Consider the following 15,879-nt stretch of genomic DNA (forward strand, 5'->3'; position numbering starts at 1 on the left):
ATGTTACCTGAAATGATGAACGCCGTAATAGCACGCCAGCCCGGCAGTCCTGAAGTACTGGCATCAGTCAGCCGTCCTGTGCCGCAACCGGCGGCTGGAGAAGTGTTGATTCGCGTCAGCTGTGCCGGCGTTAATCGCCCGGATATTATGCAGCGTAACGGTATGCCGCTACCGCCAGGCACCACCGATATTCTCGGGCTGGAAGTCTCAGGCACCGTGGTCGCACTCGGCGCGGGTGTCGAATACCCGAGAATCGGGAGCGCCGTGATGGCGTTACTCAACGGTGGCGGATACGCCGACTATTGTGTCGCGCGTGCCGAACTCTGCCTGATCGTCCCGCATACCTTGCCGCTGGATCATGCCGCTGGCGTGCCGGAAGCCGCATTTACCGTCTGGCATAACCTGTTTGAGCTGGGCCGTCTGCAACCGGGTGAAACCGTATTGATCCATGGTGCTGCCAGCGGCGTCGGGACCTTTGCGATTCAATGCGCTCAGGCGTGCGGAGCAAAGGTATTCGCCACCGCGGGCGGTGCCGATAAAATCGCCGCGCTGCAGCAACTCGGTGTTTGTCGAGCCATTGACCGACATCACGAAGACTTTGTTTTCGTTATTGAGGATGAAACCCAGGGCCGCGGTGTGGATGTGGTGCTGGATAATGTAGGCGGCGATTACGTGGTGCGTAACCTCAGCGCTCTGGCACCAGGCGGACGCCACGTGAGTTTGTCGTTTATGCAGGGGGCGAAAGTTGAGCTCGACTTACAGCTGGTGATGCGCAAAGGGTTAAGCCTGACGTCATCCACGTTGCGTCCCAAAAGCGCCGTAGAGAAAGCACGGCTGGCGCAAAACATCAGCAAACACCTGTTGCCACTGATGGCGAGCGGAAAAATTTCCCCGATCATTCATACGACATTACCGCTGGCACAGGCCGCCGACGCCCATCGCATTCTTGAAGCCAACGCCAACATCGGCAAAGTGCTGTTAAAGGTGGCGCCATGATGCAGCTCTTTTACGCCAGCACCTCGGCGTATGTGCGTAAAGTCATGGTCTGTGCACAGGTGTTGGGGTTAGCCGACGCGATCGTGTGGCTGGATTCGGCGGCACATCCTGTCGAACGGGATGAACGGATCGCGGCATTTAATCCTCTGGCGAAAGTGCCCGCATTGCGAACCCATCATGGACTTTGTCTGTATGACAGCCGCGTCATTTGTGAATATCTGAACACGCTGTCACAAGGCACGCTGTTCCCCGCAACCGGGGATGCACGCTGGCAAAGCCTGACACGACAGGCATTAGGCGATGGCTTAATCGATGCCGCTTTATTGGCCCGCTACGAATTTAGCGCGCGTCCGGAAGAGAAACAGTGGCAAAACTGGGCCGACGCGCAGTTAAAAAAAGTCACCGCCGCTCTGGCAGAAATCGAACGACAGGTTTCGCAATTCAGCCCGCAGCCTGATGATATTGGTTTGATTGCAATTGGCTGTGCACTGGGCTATCTCGATTTTCGTTTCGCAACGCTTAACTGGCGTGATAGCTATCCGCTGACTGCCGCATGGTTCGCCCGTTTTGATGCTCATCCGGCAATGGCCGCAACGCGTCCGCACGTTTAATCAGGAGTTTTCATGTCACAGCAAATCTATTTTCTGAATGGACCCAATGCCAATTTGTACGGCCTGGATAAAAACGGCACCTACGGAAGCGAGAGTTTTGTCAGCATCGGCGAACGTTGCCAGCGCCGCGCAGCATCACATGGCGTGGTATTGCACTTTCGTCAAAGTAACCATGAGGGCGTCCTGGTCGACTGGATTCAGGAAGCGCGACAAAACGCCGCCGGGCTGATTATCAATGCCGCCGGTTTGACCTACAGCTCAGTGCCAATTCTTGATGCATTGCTGATGTTTGATGGCCCGATCATCGAAGCGCACATGAGCAATATCTGGAAGCGTGAGCCGTTCCGCCATCACTCCATGGTATCCAAAGCGGCAACCGGTGTGATAGCTGGACTCGGCGTGTTGGGCTACGAACTGGCCATTGATGCGGTGGTCACCCTCATCAAGGCGGATGTGGCATGACAACCCTGGTGTTTTACAGCGAGTTTGACAGTTACTCCGAGTGGTCAGCACTGCTGGCACCACATCTGCCCGGTGTCACAATTTGCCGAGCAGAGGAGGTTCTGGACGCCAATGACGTGCACTTCGCGCTGGCGTGGAAACCGCCGCACGGTTTTTTTGCCCCGTACCGCAATCTTAAGCTGTTGGTGAATCTCGGTGCGGGTGTTGATTCGCTGGTAGGACGCGATGACCTGCCGGATATCCCGATTATCCGCCTGTCCGATCCTGATATGGCCAGGATGATGGCTGGCTATGTGCTGTTCGCGGTGCTGCGCTATGCGCGCGACATCCCTGCATTTGAACGGGCGCAACGCGAGCGGCGCTGGCACTATCTTCATCCTCGGGTGCCATCAAGCGTACGGGTTGGCGTGATGGGTTTGGGAGAGTTGGGGGCTTTTGCCGCGCAGGAATTAGCACGGCAGGGGTTTGCTGTGCGTGGCTGGTCACGCTCACAAAAAAACATTGCCGGTATTGAATGCAGCAGCGGGCTGGCATCGCTGGATGATTTCCTCAGTCAGAGCGACATTTTGGTCGTGATGTTGCCATTAACGCCGAGTACCACCGGTTTGCTCAGCCAACAACGGCTGGCGCAACTGCCAAAGGGGGCGGCCTTTATCAATGTGTCACGCGGCGCGATTGTAGATCAGGCTGCGCTGACCTGCGCGCTACAATTGGGAGATATTGCCGAAGCTACGCTGGATGTGTTTGACCGCGAACCGTTGCCGCCGGAAGATCCGCTGTGGCGTATGGAGAATGTGTTAATCACCCCCCATCTGGCCTCGGTCGCCATTCCCGCCAGCGCAGCGTTACAGGTTGCTGAAAATATTCAGCGCGCCGCGCGCGGGGAAGCGGTATCCAATCAGGTGTTCCCGGAACGCGGATACTAAGCGGGTTCAGGCCACGCGCACCACTTGCGGGTCGAAATAGCTCGGGGCTGCCATGCCCGGAATGTATTGATCGGAGATGAACATCTGGCAACGTTCGGCAAAGGCGTTCACCACCATGGATTGCTGGGTGTTAGCCATGGTGGCATAGCCGAGTTGCATCGGCTTATTCACCCCCGCAAGGCGCACCCGGATCAGTCGTTTGCCATCCTGTGACAGGTGCGCTTTCGGGCGCACGTTGGCAATGCCAAATCCGACGCCGTTGGCCACCATGGCGCGTACCACTTCCATATTGCTCGAGCGCATCACCACATTTGGCGCCACACCCGCTTCACTGAACAGGCCGAGGAAATATTCGCGGCTCCATGGCATATCCAGCAACACCATCGGCATCGTTGCCAGGTCCTGAATGGTTACCGCCGATTGTGTCGCCAATGGATGATGTTCGCCCACCATCACATACGGCGGCAACTGCGCCAGGGATTTAAACGCCACGTCATTGGCCGGCACTAAATCATAAGTGAGGCCGATGTCGATATCTGCCGAGCGTAATTGCTTCAGCAATTGCTCGTGGTTGCCTTCGACGAGGGTGATACGCACGCCAGGAAATGCGCGACCAAAGCCAAACACCAGTTCCGGCGTCAGCATCGGTGCCAGCGTATCCAGACAGCCCACACGCAGAGGACCACGCACGTTGTTGAGTGACTCAGAGGCGATGGTATAGAGATTGTTCATCTGATCCAGAATCAGCTTGGCCTCTTTTAACACTTGATGACCAATAGCCGTCAGGGAGACGCCCTGCGCATGGTGACGCACAAACAGCTGCACCCCCAGCTCAGATTCAATATGTGTAATAGCTGCGGAAATCGACGGTGATGAAACGTGAATACGTTCCGAGGCACCAATAATGCTTCCGGCCTCACCGGACGCGACAAAGTATTCCAGCTGACGCTGGGTGATGCGACTGAGCATGCAGATTCTCCTGGGATCGCCGACGCGATCATGTCGCGCCAGTCATTCTAATAGTCCCGATGACCCTGCATTAATCATGCCAGAGGCCAGCTAACAGCATAATCGCCTGACCGCTCTGTCACGCCCATTCGCTTCTGCCTCATCACTGGTTAAGAAAATCCGTTGTAAAGCAGCGTCCTTTTTAGCCTCAGAAATTCTGATGCAAGGGCGAGGAAAAGGCTGTTTTACCGAATCACCTCGCGACGGCATTATCCCAGCAACACCAGAAGAGTCCGATAGCACTGTTTTGGTGCATCGCGTTTCACATTGCTGTTACAGCCATTTCATTCATTGGGGACGAGAATATGTTGCGTAAGATTTTTGCCTTAACGTTGCTGACGACGAGTGTATTAACTGCAGGTAATGCAATGGCCGCCGACAAGCTGATTGTCAGCACCTGGGGCGGCAGCTTTAAAGACCTGATTGATGAAACCATCGCCAAAGAGTTCACCAAAGAAACCGGCGTCGAGGTGCAGTTTGTCACCGGCGGCACCATTGATCGTTTGAACAAAGCCAAGCTGGCGGGTGGCACACCGGAGACGGATGTGACCTTTACCACCGCGCACGTCGGCTATCTGTATGCCAACAGCGGCCTGTTTGAAAAGCTCGATATGAGCAAAATTCCTAACGCGGTGAATCTGGTTGAGCAGGCGAAGGTCAGCCCGTATCACCTCGGCGTGTGGGGCTATGTCTATACCATCGGCTATCGCCCGGATCTGGTACCGAAAGGTGAAACCTTCACCAGCTGGAATGACCTGTGGAAACCAGAGCTGAAGGGCACGCTGGCCCTGCCAGATTGGGACCCAAGCCATATCATTGCCGTTTCCGCCAAACTCTCCGGGGCTGATGCCGCACACTGGCAGCAGGGCGAAGCGAAGATGAAAGCGCTGATTCCGAACATCAAATCCTTCTATACCGATGACGCCAACAGCCAGCAGTTGATCTCCACCGGTGAAACACCAGTGCAGGTGATGCTGTCGATGAATGCCTACAGCATGATGGCCGAAGGGGTGAACATCAAACTGGCGATACCGAAAGAGGGTGCCATTTTGGGTGTGGACACCGTGGGCATCAACAAAGGGACCAAACACGCCGATCTGGCCTACAAGTTTATGAATATCGCGCTGAAACCGGAAATTCAGGAGCAGGTGGCGAAGATCTATCGTGGCAGCCCAACGGTGACCAACGCGCATATCGATCCTGAACTGGCGAAATTGCCTGGCATGTTGACCACGCCAGCTCAGTGGAATGCCACCATCAACACCGATCCACAACTGCGTGCCGAGAAAACAGCCGAATGGCGCCAGTGGTTCTCTGAAAACATCATGTCTCACTGATTGGTTCATCACGGGCGGCCACCAGGCCGCCCACAAGCAACACTTTATTCAGGCAGCAACGTCTATGACGAGAAAACCGACATTCTTACCCTGGTTCATTATTCCCGCCACACTGACAGCACTCGGACTGGTTGTGGCCATGTTCGCGGTGATGCAGTTTAGCGTGCGGGCTTATATTCCCGGTTCGCTCGACGTGGGCGGATTTACCCTGGCTAACTTTAACGGACTGCTGAAAAGCATTTACGCCGATGCTTTTATTAACACGGTGATGTTAAGTGCCAAAACTGCCATCTTTGGCCTGCTGATGAGTTACCCATTGGCCTATGCGCTGGTGCGCACGCGCACCACCTGGATCAAATCGACGATTCTGATTATCGCGATTACGCCGCTGTTTCTCGGTGAAGTGGTGCGTACCTACTCGTGGATTATCGTGTTGGGAAACAGTGGCTTCCTGAACAGCCTGCTGCTGGCACTCGGCATCATCTCAAAACCGATTCAGTTTATGTTCACCCAGAGCGGCGTGGTGGTAGCACTGGTGCACGTCACCATGCCGATCATGGTGCTGATGCTGGCCACGGCGCTGTCGCATATCAACCCTGACTATGAAAAAGCGGCAACCAGTCTCGGTGCCGGACCCGTTCGTACCTTATTGACGGTGACGATTCCACTATCGATCCCAGGTATCGTGGCCAGTCTGACCACGGCATTTGCCTGGACCTTTAGTGCTTTCGCCACGCCGCAGTTGATTGGTGGCGGACGCGTAAGCACCGTGGCAACCATGGTGTATCAGCTTGGTTTCTCGTCAATGAACTTCCCGTTTGCCGCCGCGCTGAGTATTGCCGGCTTGATTCTGACCATCCTGCTGCTGATGGCATTGAAACGCCTGACCCGCTTCCTGCACGCTATGGGAGAACATTAATATGACCCGTTCGATGAACGATAAACTGGTGACGCTGGCCGGACGTTTGCTGGTGGCCGCCATCCTCATTTTTGTCATGCTGCCCACCGTTGTGGTGTTTATCTCTTCGTTCAGCAGCACTGCGGTCCTGTTTTTCCCGCCCAAAGGCTGGTCGCTGCGCTGGTTCGAGCGTGCGGTGAATTACGATGATTTTCGTCACGGCTTTTATTCCGGACTGATCGTCACCGCGTGGGCATCTTCGCTGGCAGTGATCATTGGTGCAACGCTGGCGATTGCCATTGAGCGCTATTCCTTTCCGTGTAAGCGCGTGCTGGAAGGCATTTTACTGTCGCCACTGTTTATCCCGCATTTCACTATCGGTTTAGGACTGCTGATGCTGGTCTCACAGCTGGGCCTCGGGCGCGGCTATCCGCTGGTGATTTTCTGCCATATTGTGCTGGTGCTGCCATTTGTATTGCGCAGCGTCTACGTTTCGCTCAAGAACCTCGAACAGCGTATTGAAATGGCGGCAGCCAGTCTGGGTGCTTCGCCACTGCGGGTCGTGTGGACCATTACGGTGCCGTTGATTTTACCGGGCCTGTTTGGTGGCTGGATGTTTGCTGCGATTCTTTCTTTTAATGAATTTACCGCGTCGCTGTTTATTACCACCCAGGCAACACAGACCTTGCCGGTCGCCATGTACAACTATGTGCGTGAATTTGCCGACCCAACGCTGGCCGCGCTGTCAGTGATTTATATTGCGGTAACGGCAGCCATGCTGATTATTGCGAATAAGTTTTTGGGCCTTGGCAAGATATTAAACGTTGAAGCCCGCCACTAATCATGAATCTGTGCGCTTTGGTTTTACCGAAGCGCTGAATTAAAAAAGCTTGCTTAGCGTTAACACGAACAATGATTACGATGATGAATAACCCATCGCGTTAAAATCTATTTAGGGATTCCACATGTCAGTAGAAAAAATTAATACCGTAATTGTCGGTGCAGGTCAGGCGGGCATTGCAATGAGTGAACATCTTTCATTGATGGGTGTCCCGCATATTGTATTTGAGCGTAACCGCATTGCAGAGCGCTGGCGTTCAGAGCGTTGGGATTCACTGGTCGCCAATGGCCCCGCCTGGCACGATCGTTTTCCTTCAATGAAATTCGATAATATTTCTCAGGAAGCTTTTCCTCCTAAAGAGCGCATGGCTCAATATTTCGAAGATTATGCCAAAATGCTCAATGCGCCGGTGCGCACTGGCGTTGAAGTGCATCAGGTTGAACGTCTGCCGGGACGTAGCGGCTTCAAAGTGCTGACCTCTATTGGAGAATTTGAAGCAGATAATGTGGTGGCGGCAACAGGGCCGTTCCAGAAGCCTTCATTCCCGCAAATCGTGCCGGACAGTGCCAACCTGCATCAAATTCATTCCTCTTCCTATAAGAACCCGCAGCAGTTGCCAGAAGGCGGCGTGCTGGTGGTGGGCGCGGGCGCGTCAGGCTCACAAATCGCGGAAGAGCTGGGTAAAACGGGCCGCAAAGTCTATCTGTCGGTCGGCGAACATTATCGTCCACCACGCTCTTATCGTGACCGAGATTACTGCTGGTGGCTGGGTGCTTTAGGCTTGTGGGATGAAGTGAAAATCAAGCCGAAAAAACAGCACGTTGCCTTTGCCGTGAGCGGCTATGAAGGCGGTAAAACGGTTGATTTTCGTCGTCTGGCTCATATGGGCATTACCCTGGTGGGTATTACTCAGCAATGGGATAACGGCGTGTTGAGCTTTGCTGATGGCCTGGCTGAGAATATTGCAGAAGGTGATAAAGCTTATTTCGACGTACTACGTGATGCCGATGCTTATATCGAGCGTAATGGTCTGGATCTGCCGCTGGAGCCACAGGCCTGGGCATTATTATCCGATCCAGACTGCCTGATTAATCCTTTAACGAAATTAAACCTGGCCGAGGCCGGTATCACCTCTATTATCTGGGCGACAGGTTTTAAATTTGATTTTAGCTGGTTGCAGGTGGATGCATTTGATGAGAAAGGCGTGCCTTTCCATAAGCGTGGTATTTCAGCGGAGCGGGGTATTTATTTCCTTGGTTTACCGAATCTGGTGAATCGCGCCTCCTCCTTTATTTATGGCGTGTGGCACGATGCAAAATATATTGCCGATCATATTGTGCTACAGAATGCCTATACCGACTACGAGAAATCGTAAGTTATCTGTGTGTGTATTTGCGTGATCGCAGGCGGCTAAATGTTCTTTTGTTTAGCCGCTTTTTTATCAGGTGGAAAAGTGACCATTACCTGTATTGAAGAATTACGGCAACTGGCGCGTAAACGCGTGCCAAAGATGTTTTACGACTATGTCGATGCAGGTTCCTGGACGGAATATAGCTATCGCGCCAACGAAGCTGATTTACGCCGCATCGAATTTCGTCAGCGTGTCGCGGTAGATATTGCCGAACGCAGCACGGCAAGCCGAATGATGGGGCACGATGTCGCGATGCCGGTGGCGATTGCCCCCACCGGACTGACCGGCATGATCCATCCCGATGGTGAAATTCATGCGGCACGCGCAGCCAAAAAATTTGGTATTCCCTTTACGCTCTCTTCCATGAGCATCTGTTCGCTGGAAGCTGTATCTCAGGCCACACAGGGGCATCCATTTTGGTTCCAGCTCTATGTATTGCGTGACCGGCAGTTTGTGGCAAATCTGATCGATCGCGCTAAAGCGGCTAACTGCAGCGCGTTGGTGGTGACCATGGACTTACAGGTCTTCGGTCAGCGTCATAAAGACATCAAGAATGGCCTCTCCACGCCGCCAAAAATGACGCTGCGCAATGTGCTCAATATTGCCAGTAAACCGCGCTGGTGCTGGCAGATGCTGAATACGAAGCATCGTAATTTTGGCAATATTATCGGGCATGTAAGCGGTGTGGATAACATTGACTCGATGGTGGAGTGGACGGCACAACAGTATGATCCGCGGCTCTCCTGGAAAGATATCGAATGGATTAAACGGCACTGGGGCGGCAAGTTGATTGTGAAGGGCATAATGGATGCCACTGACGCGCAACTGGCGATCGAAGCGGGTGCCGATGCGTTGATTGTTTCCAACCACGGTGGGCGTCAGCTGGACGGCGTGTCTTCGTCAATTACACTGCTGCCGGAAATTGTGGAGGCGGTCGGCGATCGAATAGAAGTGCATTTTGATGGCGGCATTCGTTCCGGGCAGGATGTATTAAAAGCCATAGCGTTAGGCGCCAAAGGCACCTACATCGGGCGTAGTATGCTGTATGGATTGGGGGCGCTAGGTGAAGAAGGGGTGACCACAGCGCTAAGCATCATCCGTAACGAGTTTGATCTGTCGATGGCGTTTTGTGGCAAAACCAGTGTAGCGGCCATTGATGGCGGGATTTTACGCGTGCGCTGAAAGACGGGGAAATAGCGGGAGGCTAGTCATCCTCCCGCCGCGTCATTAAAACACTTCATCCAGCAATTGATACAGGCGTTTGAAGGCACGCTGCGTCACTTCCGGATGATACTGCGATACGCCAGCATTATCGGCTTTTGGATCGGTGAAGGAGTGCACCGCACCGGCAAAGCTCACCAGCTGCCAGTCAACGCCTTTGCTGTTCATCTCATTGGCGAAGGCGGCTAGCTGCTCGCGCGGCACAAGAGGATCGGCCGCGCCGTCCAGTACCAGCAGTGAAGCCTGGATAGTATGACTGTCATAAGCGCCCTGGGTATCCAGCGTGCCGTGGAAAGAGGCGGCCGCTTTGATGTCCGCGCCGCTACGTGCCAGTTCAAGCGCACAATGGCCGCCGAAGCAGAAACCGATAGCCGCAACCTTATCGGCGTTGACGGGGGCGGTGGTTTGGGTGCGCAATGCGCTGAGGGCTGCCTGCATGCGCGCCACTTCGGCGGGGGTGTCTTTCACTGCCATCATCATCGCACCCGCTTCTTCGCCGTTAGTGGGGCGTTGACCCTGACCGTACAGGTCAGCTACCAGCACCACATAGCCGTGGGCGGCAATGGCTTTGGCTTGTTCAGCAGCATCAGTGGTGGCCCCCATCCAATTGGGCGCAATAACAATGCCCGGTTGAGCAGTGTTATTATCAGCCTGGTAAACTAAATAACCTTCAAATGTCTCGTTGTCCACGGTGTAAGAAAGGAATGAAGACTGGATGTTGCTCATTAATTAAGCTCGCTTATTTTTATTAGCAGATGAAGCCACGACGTTACCGACTATTTTAGATTTAGCAATTGCATGCTGGGCTCACCGCACCAAATGTTTAATGTCATATTTAACATTTCACTTCAGCATTAAATTTCTGCCATTTTTGGCTGGGCTTTTCCTCCGCCAAGCGTGCTAAGAAAACTGAACAGGGTGAATACCGTCATAATGCTCACCATAATCCAGGGCGTACCGTTGTTAAGCCCTGCCAGCAGCAGTGAGGAAACAATCCCACTACCGTGATGCCGAAATAGCTGATATACACCGCAGGCGAACCGACAATAAAGGCGTAAGCAGCAACGTAATAAAAAGTCACGCATAAGGTAAAACGCATAAAGTTTTTATTTTGCAGCAGGGTGCGATAATTACCCATTATTTGCCGAGGTGACGCCGTTACCCTTTTTTCTGCCGGCAGTGTTTCAGGAAGCCAGAGCAGTGATATGAACATCTATGCGCCGACTACCGCCAGAAACCAGAAAATCACCGGCCATTGCGAGTAACGAATGATTTGCCCACCCATTAATGGCCCCGCGATAGGGGCAATCGCCATAACAATGATCAGCGTCGACAGCATCTGCGCAGCACGCGTGCGGCTGAAAAGGTCGCGGATCATGGCACGCGCCAGCATCGGGCCGGTGCAGGCGCCAGCGGCCTGAATGACACGCCAGAAGACAATCTGAGGCATGTCGCTGGAGAGTGCGCATCCCGCTGAGCCGACAGCAAAGATAATCATCCCGATATATAGCGGTGTTTTTCGGCCGAGTTGATCGCTAATCGGGCCCCAGATTAGCTGTGCGATGGCAAAGCCAATCAGAAATCCGGTGAACGTCAGTTCCGAATCGCCGTGTAACGCGGCTGACATCGCGGGCATCGCCGGAAGATAGATGTCGGTTGAGAGCGAGGTAAATGCCATCAGCGCGCTAAGAATAATAATAAAAGCGATGCCGGTTTTCATATCCGGAGGATGCGTTGCAGTTTTGATATCCATAGTGTCCTTTTATAAGAAAAGGATGGGGCCTGTGCGGTGCCAGGGCTTGAATACAGTGATGGAAAAGGGATTGCGGGGTAGCTTAACAAAGGCGGAAGGGATTGATTAGGTGCGCCAGTCTACTAGCACCTATGAGCAAAATTCATTAATGGGAGGGTTAATAAGACGAGGGCGCATCACCGCCAGAGCAGTGATGCGCTTTAACGCGATTAAGGCTGTTGTGCTGCCAGTTGCAGCAGCAGCGCTTTCGCCACATCTTCTGAGCTGGCCGGATTTTGCCCGGTGATCAACTGACCGTCTTGTACGACAAACGGTGCCCAGTCCGTGCCTTTTTGATAATGCGCGCCCAGTTTGATGAACTCATCCTCAATCAGGAAAGGCACCACGTCGGTCAGCTCAACGGCTGCTTCTTCGCTATTGGTAAAGCCGGTGACCTGCTTACCCTGAATTAACGGGGTGCCGCTCGCAGCTTTCACATGGCGCAATGCGCCAGGTGCATGGCAGACAAAACCCATCGGCTTACCCGCACGATCGAAAGATTCGATCAACTGGATGGAGTCTGCTGACTCCGCCAGATCCCACAGTGGACCGTGGCCGCCAGGATAAAAGACCGTATCGAAATCCTGCTGATCAATGCTTGCCAACTTCACGGTATTGGCCAGCGCCTGCTGTGCCGCCGCATCAGATTTGAAACGTTCGGTCATAGCAGTCTGAAATTCAGGTAAATCACTTTTTGGATCCAGCGGCGGTTGTCCACCCGCCGGAGAAGCCAACACCACTTCGGCACCCGCATCTTTAAACACGAAGTAGGGTGCGGCGAACTCTTCCAGCCAGAACCCGGTTTTTTTGCCGGTGTTGCCCAACGCGTCATGTGATGTCAAAACCATCAAAATTTTCATTGTCTGTCCTCGATTAATGTTGGTTATTCAGTAATGCAGTCAATGCTGCGCTTTTGTCCTGATAGGGCGCACGCAGCCGTAAATTTGTGGTGCCCGCCTCATCCTGGATCACAATCGGCTTGGCGTGACTGAAACGACGGAATCCGTGAATCCCGTGATACGCGCCGATACCGGATGCGCCCACGCCACCAAATGGCAGGCTGTCGAGAGAAGCATGGGTCATGACATCATTTATCACCAGTGCGCCAGAAGTGGTGTGCTGAGCCATCAGCTTTTGACGCTGTCTATCATGGCCAAAATAGTAAGCGGCCAGTGGACGTGGATGCGCATTGATATAGCGAATCGCTTCCTCTACCTCTCCGCTGTAGCTTTTGACTGGCAGCAGCGGGCCAAAAATCTCTTCCTGCATGACTGCCATCTCTTCGGAGACATTGAGGATCAAATGCGGCGCGATTTTGCGGCTTTGCGCATCAAAGTCCGGCTCACCCGCAGGGGCCAGGCTAACGATCCGGGCACCTTTAGCTCGGGCATCTTCGATCAGACCGATCAATCGCTGATAATGACGAGCACTGATTATGGCGGTGTAATCCACGTTGCTTTGTAGCGTTGGGTACGTCTGATGCATGAACTGCCGTGCCGCGGTGATAAATTCCGCTTCAGCGGCATACGGAAGTAATAGGTAATCCGGTGATATACAAATTTGACCGGCGTTAAAGGTTTTTATGGTCAGGGTTCGGGCTGCCGCCATTGCCACATCCGCATCTGCGTCGATCACCACCGGCGACTTTCCACCCAGTTCCAGCGTAACAGGCACCAGATTCTCTGCCGCTGCACGCATCACATGCTTTCCGACGGCGGTGCTGCCGGTGAAGACCAGATGGTCGAATGGCAGAGCGCTAAACGCTTGTCCCACGCTGGCGTCACCCAAAACCACGCTGAGTTCATCGGCGGCAAAGTAACGCGGCACTAACTCCGCCAGTAATGCCGAGGTGTGGGGTGTCAGCTCAGAGGGTTTTAGCATAGCAGTGTTGCCCGCAGCAAACACACCGGCCAATGGGCCAAATGCCAGGTTAATCGGGAAATTCCACGGGCTGATAATGCCAACGACACCTAAAGGTTGCGGTTCGATACGCGCCTGCATACCCGCAACCGGGACTTCGACGATCTCCGGCTGCATCCACTGCTCCAGATGCTCGGCGGAGTGCTGCAACATGTTGATGGTGGTCATAAGGTCGGCCGCCTGGGTTTGATAGGCACTGCGATGACCAAAATCGGCGCTGATAGCCGCAGTAAACGCAGCATGATTCTCGCGAATTAATGCCATGCTGCGTAATAAGCGATCACGGCGAAGTTCGGCGCTAGCAGGTTCGTTCTGCAGATGAGCCTGTTTCATTGTGTGCAGCAAATGCAGTAATTCTTGCTGAAGTGACATGATTTTTTCCCGTGCGTTTCAAGATGTGGGCAGCTTACTCGCGCTGGTGTTTGACGGCTAACAAGGCTATTTTGGCAGGGGTATAAAATAATTTATGGGGCACTATGTCACTGGTTCGCTTACGAACGTTTATGGAAGTGTATCGCCAGCGCTCAATTTCCGGTGCGGCGCGCGCACTGAATCTGACGCAGCCTGCGGTTTCGCAACACATTAGCGGCCTGGAAGTCGCAGTGGGTCGACCGCTGTTTGAACGTCAGGCCCATGGCGTAATGCCGACGGCCGCTGCCGACGATTTGGCCGCTGATATAGGCAACTCTCTGGATACCGCAGAGTCTGCTTTATCATCGGCGCGTGCCCGATCGATGGATGTGAGTGGAACGTTGCAGATCATTGGACATGCTGATTTTATGGCGGAGAAATTATCGGCTGAATTGCTGCCTCTGCTTGAAAGCGGCATTCGCGTGCATATGCACAGCGGTGATGGTCCGCTCGTTGCGCAGATGGTGATTGAAGGGCACTGTGATCTTGGCGTGACGGCACATCCGGTGACCGATCCACGTTTAAAGGCTGAAGTGATTTTTCAGGACCGTGTGGTTGCAGTGGCTGCACCGGCCGTGGCGGCTCGCTTACACAACAGTGCAGATTTTTCTGCGGATTTGATTAAAGAACCTTTGCTGGCTTATGACCTAAAACTCTCTTTGATTGATCATTGGCTGGATAAAAATCGCATTAAATACCAGACGCTGTTACCTGCGGTAGTTGGGCAGGATTTACGTGGTTTGCGAAGTTTACTCTGCGGCGGATTTGGCTGGTCGGTGATGCCAGCATTTTTATGCCAGGCGCAAATCGCGCAAGGGGAGTTGGTGATGCTGGACGCGCCGGTAAGGGATACGGAAATTCGTTATCACCTTATCTGGTTACCCAGCGCTCTGCGCCAACCGCGTATTGCCCATGCAAGACAGGCACTGGTTTGGGGGATGAATAACAGCCATTAAGATTTATTATCTAAAGGTTGTGACTGGTAGCTTTTATAATGTTTCCTGACTAGCGGATCGTCAATGTCGCTATAATTGATTTGCCCTTTATCCAATCCATCCAGGCCTTTAATACTACCGATGGTTAAAGGCCATTCGTCCCTGCTATGAATCTCGATAATGAACGGTTGGAGATAACGATCCAGATGTCCTTTCCCAGGTTCACGAATTTCTCTGCTCAATGTGCGAAGGTAATCATCTTTTTTTGTTTTAGACCAGTCGACAGAAAAACCTGCACGGAAGCTTAATTCCATGAAAGTTAGCAAAATTGTACGTCCGTTACCATTGAGGAAAGGGTGAACAAAAGCCAACTGCCCCATCACTTCTCCTGGCTTTTGACGAAATTTGTCCCTGTCACTGGCAAGCTTTAACGCATACTCCACTGCAAGCTGAATAAGATGTGGATATTCAAATACCGTAAAGTGTTCGTCTTCACGCGCGCCTTTAAAGATCGATAGGTGAGGAACTAACTCGTTTCGGCCTTTTCCTGCCCAGTGATAGAAGTCACCGAAAAGAATTTCGTGAACTTTAAGTATGGAAGAATATTTTACGTGTTTTAGCGTTGATAGGTACAGTAGCGCATCTTCCAGACTCAGTTCGAATGAAAGATGTTCAGAAGCTTTAACTTCATCAGGATCTTTTAAATTTAAGGCATTCTGTAAATAACCCGCTGTTTCATAGTCGCCGAAAGGATCAAAAATCATGCAGAAAAATTCTGTTTAATTTGTCTTTTCTCACGCAGATAGTCGCCTTGCATCTCCAGCGTTTCTGCCTTGGTTAAAATGCCTTTTTTCTTCAGATTAACCAGAAGTTGTTCGATGACATCAAGTTCTACGATGTCATCGGCCAGGCGAGTAATTGCAACAGCCATGCGACTCATACCATCACGGTCAGCCGTTACGTGGTGAACTTTAGCCAGTTCACGTACCTGATTAGCAACACTTAATGATGCAGATTTATTCATGTCTTTGCCTCATTCAATGATACCCAATTTTAGCACGCAGAAGGTTGAGTGTCTGCTATGCGATTTGACCTTATTCCAGACACAAA

16 protein-coding genes and 1 pseudogene are annotated in these 15,879 nt (G+C 52.8%); 10 read left to right on the top strand and 7 right to left on the bottom strand.

Features of this window, described 5'->3' with window-relative positions; translation table 11 throughout:
• From QMZ65_RS07730 to QMZ65_RS07745, 4 genes are read left to right on the top strand one after another with little or no spacing between them, the layout of a single operon-like run.
• Positions 1-996: an NAD(P)H-quinone oxidoreductase gene (locus QMZ65_RS07730; protein WP_097119142.1), complete on the top strand. Its 996-nt coding sequence runs from the start codon at positions 1-3 to the stop codon at positions 994-996.
• Positions 993-1,607, top strand: coding sequence for a glutathione S-transferase (locus QMZ65_RS07735; RefSeq protein ID WP_097119143.1), 615 nt, complete (start codon positions 993-995; stop codon positions 1,605-1,607). Before QMZ65_RS07730 ends, QMZ65_RS07735 begins: the two co-directional genes overlap by 4 nt.
• Positions 1,608-1,619: 12 nt before the next feature.
• Complete coding sequence (locus QMZ65_RS07740) at positions 1,620-2,069, top strand: type II 3-dehydroquinate dehydratase (protein WP_045815582.1); 450 nt, start codon at positions 1,620-1,622, stop codon at positions 2,067-2,069.
• The gene (locus tag QMZ65_RS07745) at positions 2,066-2,995 is read left to right on the top strand and encodes a 2-hydroxyacid dehydrogenase (protein ID WP_097119144.1); all 930 of its coding nucleotides are present in this window, start codon (positions 2,066-2,068) and stop codon (positions 2,993-2,995) included. The genes QMZ65_RS07740 and QMZ65_RS07745 overlap by 4 nt, the downstream gene beginning before the upstream one ends.
• A gap of 6 nt (positions 2,996-3,001) precedes the next feature.
• Here the strand turns inward: QMZ65_RS07745 and QMZ65_RS07750 are convergent, their stop codons facing one another.
• On the bottom strand, positions 3,002-3,964 hold the full coding sequence (locus QMZ65_RS07750; protein ID WP_097119145.1) for a LysR family transcriptional regulator: 963 nt from the start codon (positions 3,962-3,964) through the stop codon (positions 3,002-3,004).
• Between the two features lie 344 nt (positions 3,965-4,308).
• Between QMZ65_RS07750 and QMZ65_RS07755 the strand changes: the two genes are divergently transcribed.
• From QMZ65_RS07755 to QMZ65_RS07775, 5 genes are all read left to right on the top strand, one after another.
• Positions 4,309-5,340 (top strand): ABC transporter substrate-binding protein, encoded by a 1,032-nt coding sequence (locus QMZ65_RS07755; protein ID WP_058961376.1) that lies wholly within the window; start codon positions 4,309-4,311, stop codon positions 5,338-5,340.
• Between the two features lie 64 nt (positions 5,341-5,404).
• On the top strand, positions 5,405-6,259 hold the full coding sequence (locus tag QMZ65_RS07760; RefSeq protein ID WP_097119146.1) for an ABC transporter permease: 855 nt from the start codon (positions 5,405-5,407) through the stop codon (positions 6,257-6,259).
• A 1-nt stretch (position 6,260) separates the two neighbouring features.
• On the top strand, positions 6,261-7,079 hold the full coding sequence (locus QMZ65_RS07765; RefSeq protein WP_160833882.1) for an ABC transporter permease: 819 nt from the start codon (positions 6,261-6,263) through the stop codon (positions 7,077-7,079).
• Positions 7,080-7,203: 124 nt separating this feature from the next.
• Positions 7,204-8,454 carry a flavin-containing monooxygenase gene (locus tag QMZ65_RS07770; RefSeq protein ID WP_097119148.1) on the top strand — a complete coding sequence of 417 codons (1,251 nt, stop codon included), beginning with the start codon at positions 7,204-7,206 and terminating at the stop codon, positions 8,452-8,454.
• A 78-nt stretch (positions 8,455-8,532) separates the two neighbouring features.
• Entirely contained in the window at positions 8,533-9,672 is a 1,140-nt protein-coding gene (locus QMZ65_RS07775) for an alpha-hydroxy acid oxidase (protein ID WP_283215733.1), read from the top strand.
• A 45-nt stretch (positions 9,673-9,717) separates the two neighbouring features.
• Here QMZ65_RS07775 and QMZ65_RS07780 read toward each other — a convergent pair whose 3' ends face one another.
• The 4 genes and pseudogenes from QMZ65_RS07780 to QMZ65_RS07795 all read right to left on the bottom strand — a co-directional run bounded on the left by QMZ65_RS07780 (position 9,718) and on the right by QMZ65_RS07795 (position 13,795).
• Complete coding sequence (locus tag QMZ65_RS07780; RefSeq protein ID WP_058961380.1) at positions 9,718-10,437, bottom strand: dienelactone hydrolase family protein; 720 nt, start codon at positions 10,435-10,437, stop codon at positions 9,718-9,720.
• 280 nt (positions 10,438-10,717) lie between these two features.
• Positions 10,718-11,464 (bottom strand): annotated as a pseudogene (locus tag QMZ65_RS07785) (MFS transporter); the annotation flags it as partial.
• Between the two features lie 209 nt (positions 11,465-11,673).
• A complete protein-coding gene (locus QMZ65_RS07790) occupies positions 11,674-12,363 on the bottom strand; it encodes a type 1 glutamine amidotransferase domain-containing protein (RefSeq protein ID WP_160833877.1) in 690 nt (229 codons plus the stop codon).
• A 13-nt stretch (positions 12,364-12,376) separates the two neighbouring features.
• The gene (locus tag QMZ65_RS07795; protein WP_283215734.1) at positions 12,377-13,795 is read right to left on the bottom strand and encodes a coniferyl aldehyde dehydrogenase; all 1,419 of its coding nucleotides are present in this window, start codon (positions 13,793-13,795) and stop codon (positions 12,377-12,379) included.
• Positions 13,796-13,899: 104 nt separating this feature from the next.
• On the opposite strand from QMZ65_RS07795, the gene QMZ65_RS07800 reads away from it, so the two are divergent.
• On the top strand, positions 13,900-14,790 hold the full coding sequence (locus QMZ65_RS07800) for a LysR family transcriptional regulator (protein ID WP_283215735.1): 891 nt from the start codon (positions 13,900-13,902) through the stop codon (positions 14,788-14,790).
• Here QMZ65_RS07800 and QMZ65_RS07805 read toward each other — a convergent pair.
• Positions 14,787-15,533, bottom strand: coding sequence for a Fic/DOC family protein (locus QMZ65_RS07805; protein WP_283215736.1), 747 nt, complete (start codon positions 15,531-15,533; stop codon positions 14,787-14,789). The genes QMZ65_RS07800 and QMZ65_RS07805 overlap by 4 nt on opposite strands.
• Positions 15,530-15,793: a hypothetical protein gene (locus QMZ65_RS07810; RefSeq protein WP_058961386.1), complete on the bottom strand. Its 264-nt coding sequence runs from the start codon at positions 15,791-15,793 to the stop codon at positions 15,530-15,532. The genes QMZ65_RS07805 and QMZ65_RS07810 overlap by 4 nt, the downstream gene beginning before the upstream one ends.
• Positions 15,794-15,879 lie beyond the last annotated feature (86 nt).

This window comes from Pantoea sp. EABMAA-21, assembly GCF_030053335.1.
GTDB lineage: Bacteria > Pseudomonadota > Gammaproteobacteria > Enterobacterales > Enterobacteriaceae > Pantoea > Pantoea communis.